Origin of the sequence: Fischerella sp. PCC 9605 (genome assembly GCF_000517105.1) — a bacterium.
Lineage (GTDB): Bacteria > Cyanobacteriota > Cyanobacteriia > Cyanobacteriales > Nostocaceae > PCC9605.
This window is the reverse complement of sequence record NZ_KI912151.1, coordinates 126,901-146,274: the sequence shown is the minus strand read 5'-3', so window position 1 is coordinate 146,274 and position 19,374 is coordinate 126,901. Positions and strand designations below refer to the sequence as shown.

12 protein-coding genes are annotated in these 19,374 nt (G+C 44.3%); 5 read left to right on the top strand and 7 right to left on the bottom strand.

What is annotated here, in order from left to right:
- The first annotated feature begins 15 nt into the window (after positions 1-15).
- Positions 16-1,179 carry a glycosyltransferase gene (locus FIS9605_RS0125680; protein ID WP_026735138.1) on the top strand — a complete coding sequence of 388 codons (1,164 nt, stop codon included), beginning with the start codon at positions 16-18 and terminating at the stop codon, positions 1,177-1,179.
- 194 nt (positions 1,180-1,373) lie between these two features.
- Here FIS9605_RS0125680 and FIS9605_RS0125675 read toward each other — a convergent pair whose 3' ends face one another.
- Positions 1,374-3,128 (bottom strand): bifunctional serine/threonine-protein kinase/formylglycine-generating enzyme family protein, encoded by a 1,755-nt coding sequence (locus FIS9605_RS0125675; RefSeq protein WP_035140242.1) that lies wholly within the window; start codon positions 3,126-3,128, stop codon positions 1,374-1,376.
- A 202-nt stretch (positions 3,129-3,330) separates the two neighbouring features.
- On the opposite strand from FIS9605_RS0125675, the gene shc reads away from it, so the two are divergent.
- Together shc and FIS9605_RS0125665 are read left to right on the top strand one after the other, a co-directional pair.
- Positions 3,331-5,241: a squalene--hopene cyclase gene (shc, locus tag FIS9605_RS0125670; RefSeq protein WP_026735136.1), complete on the top strand. Its 1,911-nt coding sequence runs from the start codon at positions 3,331-3,333 to the stop codon at positions 5,239-5,241.
- Between the two features lie 593 nt (positions 5,242-5,834).
- Entirely contained in the window at positions 5,835-6,656 is an 822-nt protein-coding gene (locus FIS9605_RS0125665; RefSeq protein WP_026735135.1) for a squalene/phytoene synthase family protein, read from the top strand.
- 347 nt (positions 6,657-7,003) lie between these two features.
- Here the strand turns inward: FIS9605_RS0125665 and pyk are convergent, their stop codons facing one another.
- The 5 genes from pyk to FIS9605_RS43095 form a co-directional block, all read right to left on the bottom strand.
- On the bottom strand, positions 7,004-8,431 hold the full coding sequence (pyk, locus tag FIS9605_RS0125660) for a pyruvate kinase (protein WP_026735134.1): 1,428 nt from the start codon (positions 8,429-8,431) through the stop codon (positions 7,004-7,006).
- A gap of 208 nt (positions 8,432-8,639) precedes the next feature.
- A complete protein-coding gene (locus FIS9605_RS0125655; protein ID WP_026735133.1) occupies positions 8,640-9,011 on the bottom strand; it encodes a Crp/Fnr family transcriptional regulator in 372 nt (123 codons plus the stop codon).
- Between the two features lie 40 nt (positions 9,012-9,051).
- Positions 9,052-11,583: a glycogen/starch/alpha-glucan phosphorylase gene (locus FIS9605_RS0125650; protein ID WP_026735132.1), complete on the bottom strand. Its 2,532-nt coding sequence runs from the start codon at positions 11,581-11,583 to the stop codon at positions 9,052-9,054.
- A 214-nt stretch (positions 11,584-11,797) separates the two neighbouring features.
- On the bottom strand, positions 11,798-11,941 hold the full coding sequence (locus FIS9605_RS43100; protein WP_155960539.1) for a hypothetical protein: 144 nt from the start codon (positions 11,939-11,941) through the stop codon (positions 11,798-11,800).
- 57 nt (positions 11,942-11,998) lie between these two features.
- Positions 11,999-12,148 (bottom strand): hypothetical protein, encoded by a 150-nt coding sequence (locus FIS9605_RS43095; RefSeq protein ID WP_155960538.1) that lies wholly within the window; start codon positions 12,146-12,148, stop codon positions 11,999-12,001.
- Positions 12,149-13,006: 858 nt separating this feature from the next.
- Here FIS9605_RS43095 and FIS9605_RS38200 point away from each other — a divergent pair.
- Positions 13,007-14,902: a hypothetical protein gene (locus tag FIS9605_RS38200; RefSeq protein WP_035140241.1), complete on the top strand. Its 1,896-nt coding sequence runs from the start codon at positions 13,007-13,009 to the stop codon at positions 14,900-14,902.
- A gap of 282 nt (positions 14,903-15,184) precedes the next feature.
- On the opposite strand, the gene FIS9605_RS0125625 is transcribed toward FIS9605_RS38200, so the two are convergent.
- On the bottom strand, positions 15,185-16,669 hold the full coding sequence (locus tag FIS9605_RS0125625; RefSeq protein WP_035140240.1) for an MFS transporter: 1,485 nt from the start codon (positions 16,667-16,669) through the stop codon (positions 15,185-15,187).
- 401 nt (positions 16,670-17,070) lie between these two features.
- Between FIS9605_RS0125625 and FIS9605_RS38195 the strand changes: the two genes are divergently transcribed.
- Positions 17,071-19,332, top strand: coding sequence for a heavy metal translocating P-type ATPase (locus tag FIS9605_RS38195; protein ID WP_035140238.1), 2,262 nt, complete (start codon positions 17,071-17,073; stop codon positions 19,330-19,332).
- Positions 19,333-19,374: the final 42 nt, after the last annotated feature.

The window sequence follows — 19,374 nt, the reverse complement described above, 5'->3', positions numbered from 1 at the left end:
TTCATAATTAAATTTATGGCAGCAATTGAACTTGGTCTGGTGCTTTTATCTTTAGTAATTTGGATCGGATTGCTGACTTTGCGCGGGCAGTTTTGGCGCACAGACCAACAATTAGAAGTTGTAGAAACACAGATAGAAAAATTGCCATCAGTTTGTGCGGTGATTCCAGCGCGTAACGAAGCAGATCTGTTACCAAAAACTTTGCGATCGCTCCTTTGCCAAGACTACCCAGGCTGGTTTAACATCTTTGTGGTAGACGACCACAGCATAGATAAAACTGCTGAAGTTGCCAAACAAACAGCTCAAAGCTTGAACAAAGACAAACTATTACACATCATCACAGCCGAACCATTGCCTCCTGGTTGGAGTGGCAAACTCTGGGCAATGGAACAAGGTGTTAACAAAGCTATAGAAATACTGGAACCGGATTATTTTTTACTAACGGATGCAGATATTGAACATGACGTGGCAAATCTCCATCAATTAGTTGCCAAGGCAGAACAAGAAAATTTAGACCTTGTTTCTGTCATGGTACGGCTCAGATGTGAAAGCTTTTGGGAAAAATTTTTAATTCCAGCTTTCGTCTTTTTCTTTCAAAAACTTTACCCTTTTCGCTGGGTGAATGACCCAAACAAATCAACAGCCGCTGCTGCTGGAGGTTGCATCCTTATTCGCACAGCAGCACTAAAGCGCATCGGTGGTATACAAGTGATTCGGCAAGCCTTAATAGATGACTGCGCCCTTGCCCATGCTGTCAAGTCTAGCAGCAACGGGTGCATCTGGCTAGGGCTTAGTTCTGCAACTCACAGCCTGCGTCCGTATCCCTCCTTAACTACGATTTGGGATATGGTTGCCCGCACTGCCTTTACTCAACTTAACTATTCGCCGTTGCTGTTATTAGGAACTGTTGTTGGGATGACCTTAATTTATATGGTTCCACCTTTAGGTTTGATTCTAGGTGGATTGATGGGGAATGGGTTAGTTGCAGTCACTGGTTTATCGGCATGGCTGCTGATGGCGTTGGCTTATTTACCGATGATTAGGTTTTATAAATGTTCTTTTTGGTTAGCCTTTTGTTTGCCAGCAGTCGCTTTTCTTTATACTCTGATGACTCTAGACTCAGCACTGCGTTATTGGCAAGGGCGAGGCGGTGCTTGGAAAGGAAGGGTTTATAAATGATAGATGTTTTACACCAACCAAGAGGCGGAGCCTCCAAACCCTCGTTACCAGGTTCAACCTGGTAACAAGATATTAGAGCCAGAGGCTCTCCCACTCGAATAGCGCAATAGATGAAATCCTCACTGGAGCAGGTGTGGACTCCCTGATGTACGCTAGGTAAATTCCCATTTACCAACTCTGACCTTTGGGAGCGCTCACGCAGCAACCGCCACCAACCGAAAACCAAAAATAGATAAACCATTTTCGGGGATGTTTCTACTGCGATTTGCCGACCGACAGCTTATTCGAGAACTGTTCCAGGAGCCACCACGAAGCAATCGAGCATCATTACCATCATCACTCAGCCATTCGCTGCCACCTGTGGGCGCTTCCTCGTAATTATTATGATATTTATTTAGACACCACTCCCATACATTACCACACATATCGTATAAACCGAAAGAGTTAGGAGGAAATTTTCCTACATCTGTTGTTTCTTGACGATATTGACCTTCTGGTGCTTCATTGTAGTTAGCTAAATCAGTGGTAATCGTTTCACCAAAATAAAAGGGTGTTGTTGTTCCCGCACGACAAGCATATTCCCATTCTGCTTCACTAGGTAGTCTATAGGTGCGTCCTGTTTTCTGACTTAAGCGTTTGCAGAATTCTACAGCATCATTCCAAGATACGTTCTCTACAGGTCGTTTTTCCCCCTTGAAATAGGAAGGGTTATTTCCCATAATTGCCTGATATTGTGCTTGGGTAACTTCATATTTACCCATGAAGAACCCAGGAACTGTTACCTGATGCTGCGGCCCTTCATCTGAGTCTCTTTGTGCTTCCCCTGCTGGTGAACCCATCGTAAAGGTTCCCCCTGGTATCTGCACCATCTCTAAGGTAATACCATTCCCTAAGTCTTCTACAAAATATTTTGCTTTGTGCCTGTCACGTTTAGTGATGTTTCCGCTAGCATCGACAGTGACAGTTTCAAAGACACCGGGGTTCTGAATTTTTCCCACAATTGCCAAACCAAACCCAGCACCTATTAAACCCAAAGTTTGAATTACTTTCCGTCGCGATGTTGATTGTTGATTGTTGATTGTTGGTGGTTGGTGGTTGGTTGGTGGTGGCGGTGGTGGTGGTTGCGGTGGTGGATTCAGTGCGTGCAACGCTTCTGCTGCTGTTTGATAGCGCTGGCTAAAGTGGTAGGACACCATGTTGGTTAAAATATTAGCTAATTTATCGCTAACATTTGCCCAATTCCGCCAAATTACTTCGCCATTAGTGGGATCTTTTGGAAGTTGGTGCGGCTGTATGCCAGTTAAAGCATATATCGCCAGCATCCCCACTGCATAGACATCACTGCATAGCTTTGGCTGTCCGGTAGCTTGTTCGCTAGGCATATAACCCGCAGTACCGATAGTAACTGTTAAACTACTTTGCCCTTGAGCATTCACCGTTAAAGTGCTAATTTCCTTAACTGCACCAAAGTCAATCAACACTATCTTGCCATCTTGACGCCGCCGCATTAAATTTTGCGGTTTGATATCTCGGTGAATGATATTCTTTTGATGGACAACTGTGAGAACTTCTAAAATTTCCTGTAGTAACTTAGTCACCTCAGCTTCACTCAATCGCTTACCGGGAGAGATTTGCTGACTTAAATCTTCTCCGTCAACAAACTCCTGCACCAAATAAAATTCCCCTTTCTCCTCAAAGTGGGCAAACAACCGAGGAATCTGATTGCATTCATTACCCAACCGATACAAAACCTGTGCTTCACTCTCAAAAAGTCGTCTGGCAATTTGTAAAACTGCTGGTCTAGGGTCTTTCGGTTGCAGGTGTTTGACGACACATACCGGATGGTTTGGTAAATCTAAATCTTCTGCTAAGTAGGTTTCACCAAATCCACCGCTTCCAAGAAGTTTGGTAATTTGGTAGTGATTCCGGAGAATTTGACCTATGAGCATCAGGTTTACCCAACAGGAGAAGGGATTGTTTTAATTTTGCCATAAGCTTTGTAATTAGGACTTGTATGACATACGACTACAGACCACAGAGACTTCTCTAAGAAGTCGGGGATTTTGTTTTTCACGAATGATTTAGGACTGCTATAGATAATTTTGATTCAGCAACATCTAAACTATTTGTGTGTAGTGTGAGAAGTGTTTCATGCAAACTCAAGATAGAGTTACCGTATCCAAACTCCCAGATGCGATCGCTGCTAGTCAAAACTATCTACTTTCGATCCAAGATCCCAAAGGCTATTGGTGGGCTGAGTTAGAATCCAACGTTACCATCACTGCGGAGGTTGTTCTCCTGCATAAAATTTGGGGAACAGATCGATCTAGACCTTTGCATAAAGTTGAAGCATATCTGCGTTCTCAGCAACGAGAACACGGTGGTTGGGAGCTTTTTTATGGAGATGGAGGAGAACTCAGTACTTCAGTAGAAGCATACATGGCGCTGAGGCTGTTGGGTGTACCTCCAAGCGACCCAGCAATGATCCGGGCAAGAGCTTTTATTTTAGAGCGGGGCGGCATTAGTCGGACTCGCATTTTTACTAAGTTACACCTGGCGCTGATTGGGTGCTATAGCTGGCAAGGCATTCCTTCGTTACCGCCTTGGGTAATGTTGTTGCCAGAGAATTTTGTGTTTAATATCTATGAATTGTCAAGTTGGGCTAGGTCAAGCACCGTGCCATTGCTGATTGTGTGCGATCGCAAACCAGTCTTTAAGGTAGACCCAGCGATCAACTTGAACGAACTTTATGCCGAAGGTGCAGATCGAGTCAAATATGAATTACCCCGCCAAGGTGACTGGACAGATTTATTTCTCGCCCTCGACTCAGGTTTTAAACTTGCGGAAAACCTGAATTTAGTGCCTTTTCGCGAAGAAGGTATCAAAGCTGCACACAAGTGGATTTTAGAACGGCAAGAAGCAACAGGCGACTGGGGCGGCATTATTCCAGCCATGCTGAATTCACTACTAGCATTGCGATGCTTGGATTATGATCCAGCCGATCCGATTGTAGAACGAGGATTGCAAGCCGTCGATAATTTTGCGATCGAAACAGCAGATACTTACCGAGTCCAACCATGTGTTTCCCCTGTTTGGGATACAGCTTGGGCAATCAGAGCGCTTGTTGATTCTGGTTTATCATCAGATCATCCTTCTCTAGTACGGGCGGGCGAGTGGTTGTTGAGCAAACAAATTCTCGACTACGGCGATTGGGCTGTCAAAAATCGGCGAGGAAAACCCGGTGCGTGGGCGTTTGAATTTGACAATCGCTTTTATCCCGATGTCGATGACACTGCTGTCGTTGTGATGGCGCTGGATGTTGTCAAGCTTCCTGATGAAAAGCTCAAACAGAGAGCTATGGCTCGTGCGGTGGACTGGATTGCTTCGATGCAGTGTCAAGCAGGTGGTTGGGCTGCTTTTGATTTAGACAATAATCAAGATTGGCTGAATCTGATTCCCTACGGCGATCTCAAAGCGATGATCGATCCCAACACGGCTGATGTCACTGCCAGAGTTATAGAAATGCTGGGTAGTTGTCATCTATCCATTGATGCTCATAACTTTGAACGAGCAATTAACTATCTCTTACGCGAACAAGAACCTGAAGGTTGCTGGTTCGGTCGTTGGGGAGTCAATTACATCTATGGAACAAGTGGCGTATTGGCAGCCCTATCTTTAGTTGCTCCGCAAACTCAGCGAAACAGTATAGAAAGGGGTGTTGCTTGGTTAGTCGGTTGTCAAAACTCAGATGGTGGTTGGGGCGAAACTTGCCGCAGCTATGACGATCCTAGTTTGAAGGGACAAGGACGCAGCACTGCATCTCAAACCGCTTGGGCTTTGATAGGGTTGATAGCAGCAGGTAAAGCAACAGACAAATTTGCAATATCGGCGATCGAGCAAGGAATTAACTACTTACTTGCAACTCAACAGACAGATGGTACTTGGGATGAAGCTGATTTTACAGGTACTGGTTTTCCCGGTCATTTTTATCTGAAGTATCACCTTTATCAACAATGCTTTCCTCTAATTGCTTTGGGTCAGTATCGAGCAATATTTTCTTAGGCGATCGCTGTGGTTAGTGGTTAAAACCTAACTCCTATGAAAATGCTTGGTGTCTTTGTGCCTTGGTGGTAAAAAATCTTGAACCACAAAGACACCAAGACACGAAGAAAAAAGAGTTTTTATGCATTCTGAGAACGCAGTTATTCAAAGAAGTGAATGTTGTCAAAAATTTTGAGTAAATCAGTTTGGGAATTAGTTAACAGTTTAATAAATTGATACTTCATCTCAATTTTTAGAAATTGATTGGGATTGTTTTCTCTTTACAAAAATGCAAAAGCCATTCTTGCAAAAGGTCTGATTTTATGCAAAGGATCTATTTTTAATTTTGACTGTAAAAAAAATTCATGATTTATTATGTACATATATGTCAGACTGTTAATAAACATATATAGGCAAAACCTATGCGAAAAAATTTAAATGCTTTTCCAGAAATATTCGGTTCAATTACAGATAAGATATACCCAACAATAAAAACAAAATTTCCGAGATAAACACTAGCAAATAAAATATTAAGTTTGAGTGAAATATATATAAAAAATCATCAAAGATTTACAAACTCCAGTATGTTACAAGAGTGATAGAGGTGTGTAGGAATGGATTTACTGGGAGATGGGTTAGAGATTTTAAAGGAGACTAGTCGGACTTTTTATATTCCCATTAGTCGTTTACCGCGAGTATTGCAAGAGGCAGTGGCATCAGCATATCTATGTATGCGAGCCATTGATGAAATTGAAGACCATCCAGAATTGGATAACCAAACTAAAGCTAAGCTGTTGCGAACGATTAGCTTAACATTGCAGGTAGCAGTTGATGGTTTTGCGATTGATTCTTTCTCAGTGGGATTTGGTGCACACGAAAAATTTTTACCAGAAGTCAGCATTCGGATCAGAGAATGGGCGCTACTCGCACCTGAAACTGTTGCCCCCAGGATTTGGGATGCTACTGCGGCAATGGCAGACAGAATGGCATACTGGGCAGAAAGAAACTGGGAAATTCATACAGAGTATGATTTGGATCGTTACACTTTTGGGGTAGCTGGTGCGGTTGGCTTGTTACTCTCCGATTTGTGGGCTTGGTACGATGGCACGCAGACTAATCGTACTCATGCGGTTGGATTTGGTCGGGGTTTACAGGCAGTTAATATCCTCCGCAACCATAAAGAAGATTTGGCCCGTGAAGTCAGCTTTTTCCCGGATGGTTGGAGTGCAGAAAACATGCAAGTATATGCGCGCCGCAATTTAGTCCTGGCAGAAGCATACACGAAAAATCTTGCTGCTGGTCCTGCTTTAGATTTTTGCCAAATTCCCCTCAGCTTGGCTTTTGGTACTCTCAATGCTATTGCTAATGGTAAAGAAAAACTCAGCCGCAGTGATGTTTTAGCACTGATTGAGCAAATAAATAATGTACGCAAATAGAAGCACTTCTTTATTGGATTCAAAATAAATATTGGTAAAAGCCGACAATTTAAAAAATAAATACGTATCTTTTCAAAAATCAAATAGGAGTCCTATATTTACCAAAGTGCGATCGCGTATCAAACCCAAATTTTCTTGTGGGATGGATGTCCCCACCCGTCCCATCCCAGAGGCGGGCAGGATGCTCCGAAGTTCCGAACCCTTTGGGAAGCCGCCTGGAGGGCGTCTACGGAGGAAACCTCCGCTCGGACTTCTCTCCACCTCACAATCCGGGATAATTTATTTCTTGGAAGTCCCTTAGATGGGGAGATTGGGAGATGGGGGAGTCTTTTCTCCCCATACTCTTCCTACTCTGGGGTGATAGTATGAATTTTGAGAAAATTTGTCCCTTGAGGACGCATAGTCGGAATGCCTCCTAGAATCAAAACTTTATCACCTGAGGCAACCCAACCACGCTGTAGCAGAATTGTCTGGACTTGTGCAGTCAATTCTTCAAATGTCTCAACCTCATCTTCTAACAAAACTGGTCGAATTCCCCAAATTAAGTTCAAGCGGTGGTAGGTGATAGAATTAGGTGTTAAAGCAACAATAGGTACTTTGGGGCGCTCACCGGCTGCTAATTGGGCTGTGTATCCCGTACTGGTGAACGCCACAATGCAGCGCAGTGGCAGCGCATTGACAATGGCGTTGATGGCTTCGCTGAGAGCATGGGTTTCATCATTTTTTGCCGGCGGATTGTTGACGAAGTCTAAATCTGGTTCGATATCCGCAGCAATTCGCACTAACATTTCCACAGCTTGCACGGGAAATTCCCCAACCGCAGATTCTCCCGAGAGCATCACCGCATCAGCGCCATCAATGATGGCGTTAGCAACATCGCTGGCTTCAGCACGAGTGGGACGGGGATTATGAGTCATGCTTTCCAGCATTTGTGTAGCAGTAATGACCGGAATGCCCTTGCGGTTGCACAGCCGAATAATCCGCTTTTGAATCAGTGGGACTTTCTCTGGACTCATTTCCACACCCAAATCTCCCCGGGCTACCATCACCGCATCACACTCATCGATAATCGCTTCTAAGTTATTGATAGCTTGGGGCTTTTCCAGCTTGGCAACGACAGGCTGATCTGCTGCCCCTTTTTGTGCCAGCAAGTCTTTTAAAGTACGGATATCTTCTGGCCGACGAACAAAACTCAAAGAGATGTAATCTACTCCCTGAGATAAGCCAAAGTCTAAATCTTGCAAGTCTTTTTGAGTCAGAGAAGGCAACCGCAAATCAAGATTGGGAAAATTCACTCCTTTACGGCTTTTGAGGATACCTCCCCGGATGATTCTGCATTTTACAGCATCTGCTTTCACCTCTTCTACCTGAAGTTCCAACAGACCATCATCAAGAAGAACTTGGTTTCCTGGTTGGGCGTCTTCGGCAAGATGGGGGTAGTCAATAGAAATCGTATTGGCTTGGTTCGAGAAGTTGGCTATCGGTACGAGAGTAATAAATTCTCCTTCGGTTAAACTAATGGTATTATTTGGCAACTGACCAACTCGAATCTTTGGCCCTTGCAAGTCTTGCAACAGAGTAACCGGGGTATCCAATTCTTTCTCTAGCGATCGCAGCAATGCTATTGTTTTCGCATGGTCGTCGTAGCTACCATGAGAAAAATTCAAGCGAGCCACGTTCATCCCAGCTTGAATCATTTTTGTCAGCACTTCGCGAGAACTACTAGCCGGGCCAATCGTGGCGACTACTTTTGTATTACAAATTGGCAGTTGCATAAGCTTTAGTTAAGTAGAAGGCATTGGGCATTGGGCATTGGGAATTGGGCAAAAATAAGTCAAAAGCATGCCCTCGAGCGCAGCGAAGGGTTAAAAGCTAAAAGTAAAAAGAAAGAATTTTTTCTTTTACCTTTTTACTTTTTACTTTTTACTTCTCCAGTTCCTTTACCCGATGCCCTTTGCCCTATGCCCCATTAACGCGAATGTATCAAATAGAACGTTTTAATGCACGCAGGCGCTCTGAGTAACTCCGCATCACTAGTAGTGCAAACATTGGAGTTTCTTGCACAGCGAAGAGGAAACCGTTTTGGTCTAGGAAGGCTAGTTGGCAGTCAGTTTTGGCAACCGCTGTAGATGCTCTTGTGTGTTCTGGAACAACTAATGCTCCTACACCAAACACATCTCCTTTTTGAATGGTTTCAACTACTTTACCATCGACGAATATCTCCACTTCTCCGTTCAAGATGCCATACATGCAATCCCCAGGCTCACCTTCTGCAAAAATGATTTGACCGCTGGAAAAAGTATGGATTGTCGGCTGTTTTTGGAAGATTTTAACCGTTTCTGCTGGTTCAAGCATGCGGTACTTAACTCCAATATATTTAGCTCCTACGTAATATTTATACATTTAAGCCAGCTTTAGATTGAACGTATTCTTCTAGTTCGATCGTCACTGGTTCTACATTCCAAATTTCCTGGCAGTACTCGCGAATTGAGCGATCTGAGGAAAACTTGCCCATCCGCGCTACATTCACAATGGACATGCGAGTCCAATTGTCTTGGTCGCGATATGCTTGACTTACTCGTTCCTGACAATCTATGTAGGATTGGTAGTCAGCCAGCAGTATGAATGGATCGTGATAGAGTAGAGAGTCAAGCAGTGGACGGAACAAGCCTGTATCGCCATGAGAGAAAATTCCTGAAGCAATCAGGTCAATCACTTCTTTAAGTTGTGGGTTGGAGTTGTAGTATTCCCAAGGATTGTAGCCTCGGGCTTTGAGGGCGTAGACTTCTTCAGTTCGCAGTCCGAACAAGAAGAAATTTTCTTCTCCTACTTCTTCACGAATTTCGACATTGGCACCATCGAGAGTACCAATAGTCAATGCCCCATTCATAGAAAACTTCATGTTGCCAGTACCAGAAGCTTCTAAACCAGCAGTAGAAATTTGCTCTGACAACTCAGCGGCGGGGTATACTTTTTGACCCAAAGTGACATTATAATCTGGCAAGAAAACTACTTTGAGGCGATCGCGCACATCGGGATCGGCGTTGACAACCTCAGCTACAGAATTGATAAATTTGATGATCAGCTTGGCCATGTAGTAACCTGGTGCAGCTTTACCACCGAAAATAAATGTGCGGGGCACGATCTCGCAATCAGGATTGTGCTTGATGCGGTTATAAAGCGTAATGATGTGCAGCACATTCAAGTGCTGACGCTTATACTCGTGAATGCGCTTGACCTGTATGTCGAAGAGTGATTCTGGGTTAACAACAACACCAGTTTTCTTTTGAATGTAATTTGCCAAATTACGCTTAGTTTCTAGCTTAATCTGCCGCCATTGTTGACGGAAATTAGCATCTTCAACAAAGCGTTCTAACTGTCTGAGGTCTTCTAGGTGATTAATCCAGTTGTCGCCTATTTTGCTCGAAATTAAACTAGTCAAGCCGGGATTGCTCAACACTATCCAACGGCGTGGCGTGACTCCATTGGTTTTGTTGCTAAATTTTTCTGGCGAAAATTCATAAAAATCTCTCAAGACAGTCTGCTTCAGCAGTTCAGTGTGCAATGCAGCGACACCGTTGATCGCATGGCTGCCGACACACGCTAAATTTGCCATGCGGACATATCTATCACCAGTTTCATCAATCAGCGACAGTCGGGCAATTTTCGCTACATCGTGAGGATATTTCAGCCGTACTTGGTCGAGGAAGCGACGATTGATTTCGTAGATAATTTCTAAATGACGAGGCAGTGTACTACCAAACAGATTAATAGACCACTTTTCTAAAGCTTCTGGTAGTAAGGTGTGGTTGGTATAGCCAAAGGTTTTTTGGGTGATATCCCAAGCTTTATCCCAATCGATATGATGTTCATCCACCAACAACCGCATCAGTTCTGCTACACCAATGGCGGGGTGAGTGTCATTGAGTTGTGCTGCAAAGTTTTCGTGAAATGTCTCCAAGCTGTTACCATGATCCTGGTGAATGCGGATCATATTTTGGAGAGAGCAGGAAACAAAGAAATATTGCTGTTCTAAGCGTAGCTGCTTACCTTGAACTTGTTCATCGTTGGGATAGAGAACCTTGGAAATATTTTCTGAAACTACTTTTTTGTTGACTGCACCGTAGTAATCACCAATGTTGAATGCCTGAAAATCAAACGACTCAGGTGCTTCTGCTTTCCACAGGCGCAAAATGTTGGCGGTGTTGACTTGGTAGCCAAGGATGGGTGTGTCGTAGGCGATACCTTTAATTATTTGGTTGGGAATCCAGCGTACTCTGTAATTTCCATGTTCATCGGTGTAGGATTCAGTATGACCGCCTAACTTGACGTTATATCCTAATTCTGGGCGGTGAATTTCCCAAGGATTGCCCCACTGCAACCATTTGTCGGTTATTTCAGCTTGCCAGCCATTACGAATTTCTTGGTCAAAAATGCCAAATTCGTAACGAATGCCGTAACCAATCGCGGGAATTTCTAAGGAGGAAAGCGAATCCATATAGCAGGCAGCCAAACGACCAAGACCACCATTGCCTAAACCCGGTTCTTCTTCTTGTTCAATCAATTCTTCCAGGTTTAATCCTGATTCTTCGACTGCTTTACGTATTTGCTCGTAAATACCGAGGTTAATCAGGTTATTTGCCAGGTGTGGCCCCATGAGAAATTCTGCTGACAGGTAGCAAACAACCTTGACATTGTTTTTAACATATGCTCTGGTTGTGCTAATCCAACGTTTGAGCAAGCGATCGCGCACGGTATAAGCCAACGCCATGTAAAAGTCATTTTTGGTGGCAATCTCAGGATACTTACCCTGAATGTAAAAGAGATTATCAGCTAAAGCCCGTCGCAGTGTCTCAATGCTCAAACCAGTGCGATCGTCTTCTATTTGTAAAGCTGCTATTTGGGCAGGATCCATTGATGCAGTCATAAAATATCCTCGATAGTGGTTGGTTGTTGGTGGTTAGTTGTTGGTAGTTGGTTGTTAGTGGTTAGTAGTTAGTGGCGTAACAAGTCAAAAGTCACGCATTCAAAAGTCAAAAGTCAAAAAGATTCTTAATTTTGAATTTTGAATTATTTTCTCCCCATCTCCCCCACAGCCCCCAACCCCAGAGGGGACCCCTAGCCCCCACTCTCCCCCTCCCTCAACTACTGGCTATGGCACGCAGGGGTTCTGGTAAATGACAGCGATCGCCAATCACATGAAAAAAAGGACCGCGATCGGTCCACTCAACAATACTGACTGCGCTTACAGGCATGGCGATCGCTTCGCCACATTGTCTAGACAAGAACACCCTGTTTAACATGTAGATACCTCAATTGGTCGCGTTTCGTGAGTCCCCAGGTTAACGGCGAAAGGAACGCCGTTGTTGGACTGTGTACTGGGTATTGGGTAAAAGGCGCGAAAACTTAACTGGATTCTTTCCCAGTCCGCGATCGCCAGTAAAGAGTACCCAATCTTGCCCCGGACATAATTTTTCGCCTTGATTACCCAATCCCCAATCCCTAATCCCCAGTCCCTTTTACTCTTGCAGGAAGATGCTAGTGTATCTATAAGCATTACTCTTTGGCTGACCGATGGTAGTTTAGCGACGTAGAGCAGATTCTATAACTCGTAGATAAAGTATTACACTACCTGTTGTTTAATTTTTCAGTTTTTATAGCTACTTGCAACGGCAGATAAGCTAGTTAAGCTAGCCAGATAAGCCAGTTAATTTAGATGGTCTGTGAGAGTAAGTAATATCACCATCTTTAGAGTTTTTCAAGACAATTCCAAGAACTGTACTAAGTATTCTGATAAATAATTTATTACCTCAGTTTTCATACTTAAGACAGATGAAATCTATCGTCAAGTTGATTATTGTCATCTTTTGAAGGTCGTGTTGCAAAAATACAGCTTCCCATACCCTTGTCTGTATTATTGACTAATCGCCAGTCAATTATCTCAAATAATATTTTGAAGTCCATTAACTTATCAAATATAAGGGGACTCCAAAAAATAAATTATCCAACTCCTGCATCCAACACAACTTCTTCCTCCTTGTCTTCTTTGTCCTTCAAGTCTTGCGAGCGATTGGATATTTTTTATTTGGAAGCCTCTAATTTGAATCATCTCTAGATTCAAATCAGGTGACACGACAATAAAGAATAATTATTAATTACAAAACTTATGAATGCGATCCAAAAAGGACAAATTCAGGGAATATAAAAAAGTAACATTCCCAATACAGTCACGTTGATTGCCCAAATTCTTGGAGTGGTCGCATAAATAAATCCGATCCAAAGCGATCTTGTCGTCCTCAAAACTTTTTGCAACACAACCATAGGAAATGCCTCGGAGGGGAAGCAGTAGCATGAATATCTATCTTGCAAAGCTTATACAGGTATCTCAAATGAGTGCCACAATTGGTGAAGGAAAAGTTAAGAGAACAAAAATTGCTAGTTTTGTTTTAGCACTTAGCTTATTATCTGGCTTTTTATCAGCCTGTAATCAAGCCCCAAGTCGTACTGGTAGTACTGATAGTTTTTCTAATAAGTCTGCAACTACTCCCAGTACCACAACTACACCCAACCAGTCTGTAACTATTCCTGACTCCAAAATTACATCTGCTGAACCTCTAGCTACTCCCAACAACACAAACCCATTAGATAACTTTGACTTTCCGGATATGCCCGACGACGCCAATGTCGATAGTCAGAGTATCCCTAATACATCTTCCAACCCTGTGGGTAGTATGCCTAGATTTGGTGGTGCTACGATCCCCAACAGGAACTTGATTACTCCTAATACTGGGAGCATACCAAACACACCTGGTAGATCCTTCAGCGTGCCCAGCAACACGCCCACAACTAGTCAGAATTACACAACTTCGGGCAGTCAAAATATCCCTAGCGCACCTTCTGACACTGTTGGTGGTAAGACTGAGTATGATATTGCCACGATTCCTAAAAGGAATTCTATTACTGAGAGTACTCCAAGCATACCAACCACATCTGATAGACCTTTCTCTACACCCAGCAGCACCGCCACAACCAGCCAGGCATACACCAGTTCGAGCAGTCAGAATACCCCTGGCGCACCTTCTAGTGCTGTTGACAGCATGAGCGAGTATGGCAGCGCTACTCCCAGTACTCCGAGTACTGCAAGCACACCAACCACATCTGATAGACCTTTCTCTACACCCACTAGCACGGCCACAACCAGCCAGACCTACACCAATTCGAGCAGTCAGAGTAACCCTAGCACACCTTCGAGTAATGTTAGCAGAACTACCTGGTATGATAGTGCCGCCATTCCCAGTACACCTACTTCTAGACCTACTACTAGTAGTCAGCTAACTACACCTGCTAAACCCTTCAGGACGCCCAGCGGTACGGTCAAAAACGACCAGATTGAAACCAATTCGAGTAATCAGAGTAACCCTAACGCACCTTATAGTACTGTTGACAGGATGACAAGGTATGATAATAGTACCGCGATTCCTAACAGGACTTCTACTACGGGCAACCAGTCAACCACACCTAGCAGATCCTTAAACAGACCCAGTACTACAACCACACCCTCTAGATTACCTGCTTCTGGTGTCAAACCTGTTGAACGTACCTCAATTGCCGCTACTTCACCCTCAATCCAAGAAGTTAATTACTCAAAACAATCTACCTTAGCACAGTCAATTGATGATGCTAATGCCGTTGTTCGTGGGTTAGTGGTAGCAAGGCATGAAGGTCAGATCAAACCCTACAGTAGAACGTGGAGAAAAGCTCAAGACGCAATCATTTTGTTGCGTCAAGGTAAAACCAGGCAAGTAGCCGCCTCAAGAGCAAAGGTTCCCATGCCTGTACTGATGCAATTAATTGAATGGGGTCAAATTCGACCAACAATATCCTCGTCTTCTACTTTACCTGCTTCTGGTGTCGAACCTGTTGAACGCACCTCAATTGCGGCTACTTCACCCTCAATCCAACAAGTTAATTACTCAGAACAATCACTTGTAGAACAGTCAATTGATGATGCTAATGCTGTTGCCCGTGGGTTAGTGGTAGCAAGGCATGAAGGTCAGATCAAACCCTACAGTAGAACGTGGAGAAAAGCTCAAGACGCAATCATTTTGTTGCGTCAAGGTAAAACCAGACAAATAGCCGCCTCAAGAGCAAAGGTTCCCATGCCTGTACTGATGCAATTAATTGAGTGGGGTCAAAATCAACCAATTCCAGGAAACATCTCTAATTTGCAACAATATCAGCAATAGAGTGGACTATTGAGATCGAACGCAAGAAGTGATTAGTTAGCCTTCGAGAAAGTCGATTTATACTCGATTTTCTCCGTTTCTCTAACCTGCGATCGCTGACTATCCTAGTGATCTGCCAACCCAAAAATGCGCTTGTGAGGGCTGGGGAAAGGGGTGCATCTTTTAGGGAAAGGAATTAAAAACCTTTCACGCCAGTCGCTACAACGCGTGGAAAAGCAACGCGCTGGCTCCCCTTTTCCCCTTTCCCTTTACCCCGCCAAGTTCCCGGGCGCGAACTACTAGCTAAGAAAAAGGCATATTGGAAAGTTTTGTTGGTGGGCGTTTGGCTATGTGAAACAAGCCATTGCAAATAACTGTAATACCAAGCAGAATCGCCACAAACAGAAACGTCCAGTGCATAGCAAATACGAATGCTTGGGGCGGAAGAGATGCAGGTGGTGTTGTACGGGCTAGGTGAGTGCTACTGAAAGCAAATGTTGCAAATAGAGCCGATGCAAGCGGTGTTCCGATCGTTTGCCCGATCATTGATGATTCGTTTAATAACCCCGAAACAATGCCGAGTTTATCTGGGGGAGCGTTGCTCATGATATCGGTATTGTTGGGCGTTCGCCACATTGCCAATCCTATGCCCAGCACCATATCCCTGAAAACGTAACCCAAGGGTGTTAACTGGGTAGTAAAGGTGCTAGCCAGTACGCATCCGAACGTCAATAACATTAGACCAATAGGAATGAGAAAACGGCTACCAAACTTATCAACTAAACGTCCTGATATGGGTGCAATGATGGCATTGGTGATGGGATAGGTGATCATCAGCAGTCCCACTTGGTCGATTGGATACTTCAGTGCCAATTCCAGGAAGAACGGATAAATAAACAGCCGAAATGCGATCGCAATGTAAATCACCACCATTGTCAACAAATTAATAGTTAGGATGGGGTTACGAAACAAAGATAGGTCAACAATTGGCTGTTCGATCCGAGACTCAACCCATACAAAAATAATTAAACTGATGACAGCAATGGCAAACAGAATCAGAGCGATCGCACTATCAAACCCCTGTTTTTGCCCTTCGCTCATGCCAAACGAAAAGCTAACCATTACTACCACCAGAAGAATAGATCCCAGCCCATCAAAATATTGTGAGGTGTCACGCTGAACCTGGGAAGGTGGAACACACCAAGTGAATAAAAAAATAGCAATAATTCCAATCGGGATATTAATCAGGAAAATAGCCCGCCAATCTCCTAGTGCTACCAAGAAGCCACCAACACTTGCACCAAACACAGACCCTAGAGAAAGCGTCATCGCAGCAAGGCTGAGTGCCAGTCCATATTGCGGACTAGTGCCAAATAGTTCTGTAATCATAGCCATTCCCAAGCCAGCGATCAACACAGCACCAAGTCCTTGCAGCACTCGAAAGCCAATCAACCAGACAATTCCAGGAGCTAACCCACACAGCAATGAGCTAGCAGTAAACAAGATCAAACCGCTTTGGAATAATTTCTGCCTGCCAAACATATTACCCAAACGAGCGGCGCTTAACATTAAAGCAGTAAGAACGATTAAATAGCTAACAATTACCCATTGAGCAGTAGCAAGATCAGTGTGAAAGGCATTAGTAATACTAGGCAGAGCGATATTGACGATAGAGTTATCGAGCGTAAACATCGTGAAGCCCAAACCCACACTCAACAGTGCCCACCATTTTTGAGATGGCGATCGCCTAGATGAAGAAAAATTTTGGGGTACTGATTCGCTGTTCATACCTTGGTTTTGCTGCAAAAGCTCATGCCAAGATTTTAGTCAAACAGGAAGCAGCGATCGCACAAGTGCCCCAATATATCTTCCAGCAGTGACAACAGCCCCAGGCAGCAGCCCACCACCCTCGTTACGAGGTTGAACTTGGTAATTCAAAAAATTTTTCTCACTACCCCTTGACTCTCCAGCAAGATGGAGATTTCAAAATGGGTTTAGTTGATTAAATAGAGTACATCAGATGACACTTCAACTCAAAGTTCCTAATACCAATTTAAAAAGGGAAAATATGGAGTTTTCCCCCTTTTCCCTTTCCCCCTTCCCCCTTAACCTAAGGGTATTGGGTTATACCGTTATCTGCCACTAAATTCTTTAAAAAGCAGTTCAGGACATCGTTAGGAGGTTTGACAATGGAAAACGCGAATCTGAAACTGCGGGGTATGAGTTGTGCCTCCTGTGCTAACAACATTGAAGAAGCTATTCGATCGGTGCCGGGAGTAGAAGCGTGTAGCGTGAACTTCGGGGCAGAGCAGGCTACTATTCAATATAACCCTCAGCAAACTAACCTGAAGGATATTCAACAAGCAATCGAAGAGGCGGGGTACTCTGCCTATCCCCTCCAAGAACAAGAGATGATGAGCGCACAAACAGATGCTGAGCAAGAAGCTCGTCAGGCTGAATCGCGAAAACTGAAACGACGACTCATTTTAGGGGGGGTGATTACAACCATCCTAGTTATTGGAGGATTACCAATGATGACTGGGGTGCATATGCCTTGGATTCCGGATTGGCTACACCACCCCCTACTTCAGCTTGTTTTAACAGCCCCCATCCAATTTTGGAGCGGTGAATCCTTTTATCAAGGAGCTTGGAAAGCCTTCAAGCGTCATACTGCCACTATGGATACATTGGTTGCTTTGGGAACCAGTGCAGCTTTTTTCTATTCGCTCTTTCCAACCTTTTTCCCCGGATTTTTCCTGAACCAGGGATTATCACCCGATGTGTATTATGAAATCTCTGCGGTGGTGATTACCCTGATTTTGCTCGGACGATTGTTAGAAAACCGTGCCAAAGGACAAACCTCCGAAGCTATTCGTAAGCTAATGGGCTTGCAGGCAAAAACGGCGCGAGTCATTCGCAATGGGCAAGAGATTGATCTGCCCATTGCAGAGGTGGTTGAGGGCGATGTCATTCTGGTGCGTCCGGGTGAAAAGATTCCGGTAGATGGTGAGATCGTTGACGGTTTCTCCACCATTGATGAGGCAATGGTAACGGGCGAAAGTCTTCCTGTGAAGAAACAACCAGGTGATGAAGTGATTGGAGCTACGATTAACAAAACTGGTAGCTTCAAATTCCGAGCAACACGAGTAGGTAAAGATACATTCTTGGCACAGATTGTCAAGCTAGTGCAGCAAGCCCAAGGGTCAAAAGCTCCAATTCAAAAGCTAGCCGACCAAGTTACAGGATGGTTTGTACCTGCTGTAATTGCCATTGCCATTGCTACGTTCATCCTCTGGTACAACCTCATGGGCAATGTGACAATGGCGCTAATTACGACAGTCGGAGTCCTAATTATTGCATGTCCCTGTGCCTTGGGACTAGCAACTCCAACCTCGATTATGGTTGGCACAGGCAAAGGTGCGGAGAATGGCATCCTCATCAAGGGTGCAGAAAGTCTAGAAATGGGGCACAAACTACAAACGATCGTCCTCGACAAAACAGGTACAATTACGCAAGGTAAGCCCACTGTCACCGACTTTGTAACCGTAAACGGTACAGCCAATGGCAATGAGCTAAATCTTCTGCGCCTTGCAGCATCTGTTGAACGCAATTCAGAACATCCTTTGGCTGAAGCAGTTGTAAATTATGCTCAATCTCAAGGTGTAGAGTTAACTGATACACAGGATTTTGAAGCGATCGCTGGTAGTGGTGTGCAAGGGTACGTGTCAAATCAATGGGTACAAATTGGCACCCACCGTTGGATGAGAGAGTTAGGCATTGATACAGGTGCATTGCAGGAATCTTGGGATCGCTTGGAGTATCTCGGTAAGACAGTCATCTGGATTGCGGTGAATAGCAAAGTCCAAGGGATTATGGGCATTGCCGATGCGGTGAAACCATCTTCTGTAAACGCAATTCGCACATTGCAGAAAATGGGATTGGAAGTAGTGATGTTGACCGGAGACAATCGCCGCACAGCCGAAGTAATTGCCCGTGAAGTGGGGATCAAGCGAGTTTTTGCCGAAGTTCGCCCGGATCAGAAAGCCGATACTGTCGAGAAAATTCAGTCGGAAGGCAAAATTGTAGCAATGGTCGGGGATGGCATTAATGATGCCCCAGCACTGGCTCAAGCCGATGTCGGGATGGCAATTGGCACAGGAACAGATGTAGCGATCGCAGCTAGTGATATCACCCTCATCTCTGGGGATTTACAAGGTATTGTCACTGCCATTCAACTCTCTCGTGCCACGATTCGCAATATTCGTCAGAATCTCTTTTTTGCTTTTATCTATAACGTCGCTGGTATTCCAATTGCAGCCGGAATTCTCTTTCCTTTCTTCGGTTGGTTGCTCAGCCCCATTATTGCAGGTGCAGCAATGGCGTTTAGTTCCGTCTCCGTAGTCACTAATGCCCTGCGTTTGCGTAATTTCCGACCTAAAACAATTGGTTGATAAATCACAGGGAGTAGTAACGATGCTTAAGAAAGCAACATT

Excerpts from the sequence above, each read along its gene's own strand:
- FIS9605_RS0125680 (WP_026735138.1), top strand. The coding sequence starts at position 16 with ATGGCAGCAATTGAACTTGGTCTGGTGCTTTTATCTTTAGTAATTTGG.
- FIS9605_RS0125675 (WP_035140242.1), bottom strand. The coding sequence starts at position 3,128 with ATGCTCATAGGTCAAATTCTCCGGAATCACTACCAAATTACCAAACTT.
- shc (WP_026735136.1), top strand. The coding sequence starts at position 3,331 with ATGCAAACTCAAGATAGAGTTACCGTATCCAAACTCCCAGATGCGATC.
- FIS9605_RS0125665 (WP_026735135.1), top strand. The coding sequence starts at position 5,835 with ATGGATTTACTGGGAGATGGGTTAGAGATTTTAAAGGAGACTAGTCGG.
- pyk (WP_026735134.1), bottom strand. The coding sequence starts at position 8,431 with ATGCAACTGCCAATTTGTAATACAAAAGTAGTCGCCACGATTGGCCCG.
- FIS9605_RS0125655 (WP_026735133.1), bottom strand. The coding sequence starts at position 9,011 with ATGCTTGAACCAGCAGAAACGGTTAAAATCTTCCAAAAACAGCCGACA.
- FIS9605_RS0125650 (WP_026735132.1), bottom strand. The coding sequence starts at position 11,583 with ATGACTGCATCAATGGATCCTGCCCAAATAGCAGCTTTACAAATAGAA.
- FIS9605_RS38200 (WP_035140241.1), top strand. The coding sequence starts at position 13,007 with ATGAATATCTATCTTGCAAAGCTTATACAGGTATCTCAAATGAGTGCC.
- FIS9605_RS0125625 (WP_035140240.1), bottom strand. The coding sequence starts at position 16,669 with ATGAACAGCGAATCAGTACCCCAAAATTTTTCTTCATCTAGGCGATCG.
- FIS9605_RS38195 (WP_035140238.1), top strand. The coding sequence starts at position 17,071 with ATGGAAAACGCGAATCTGAAACTGCGGGGTATGAGTTGTGCCTCCTGT.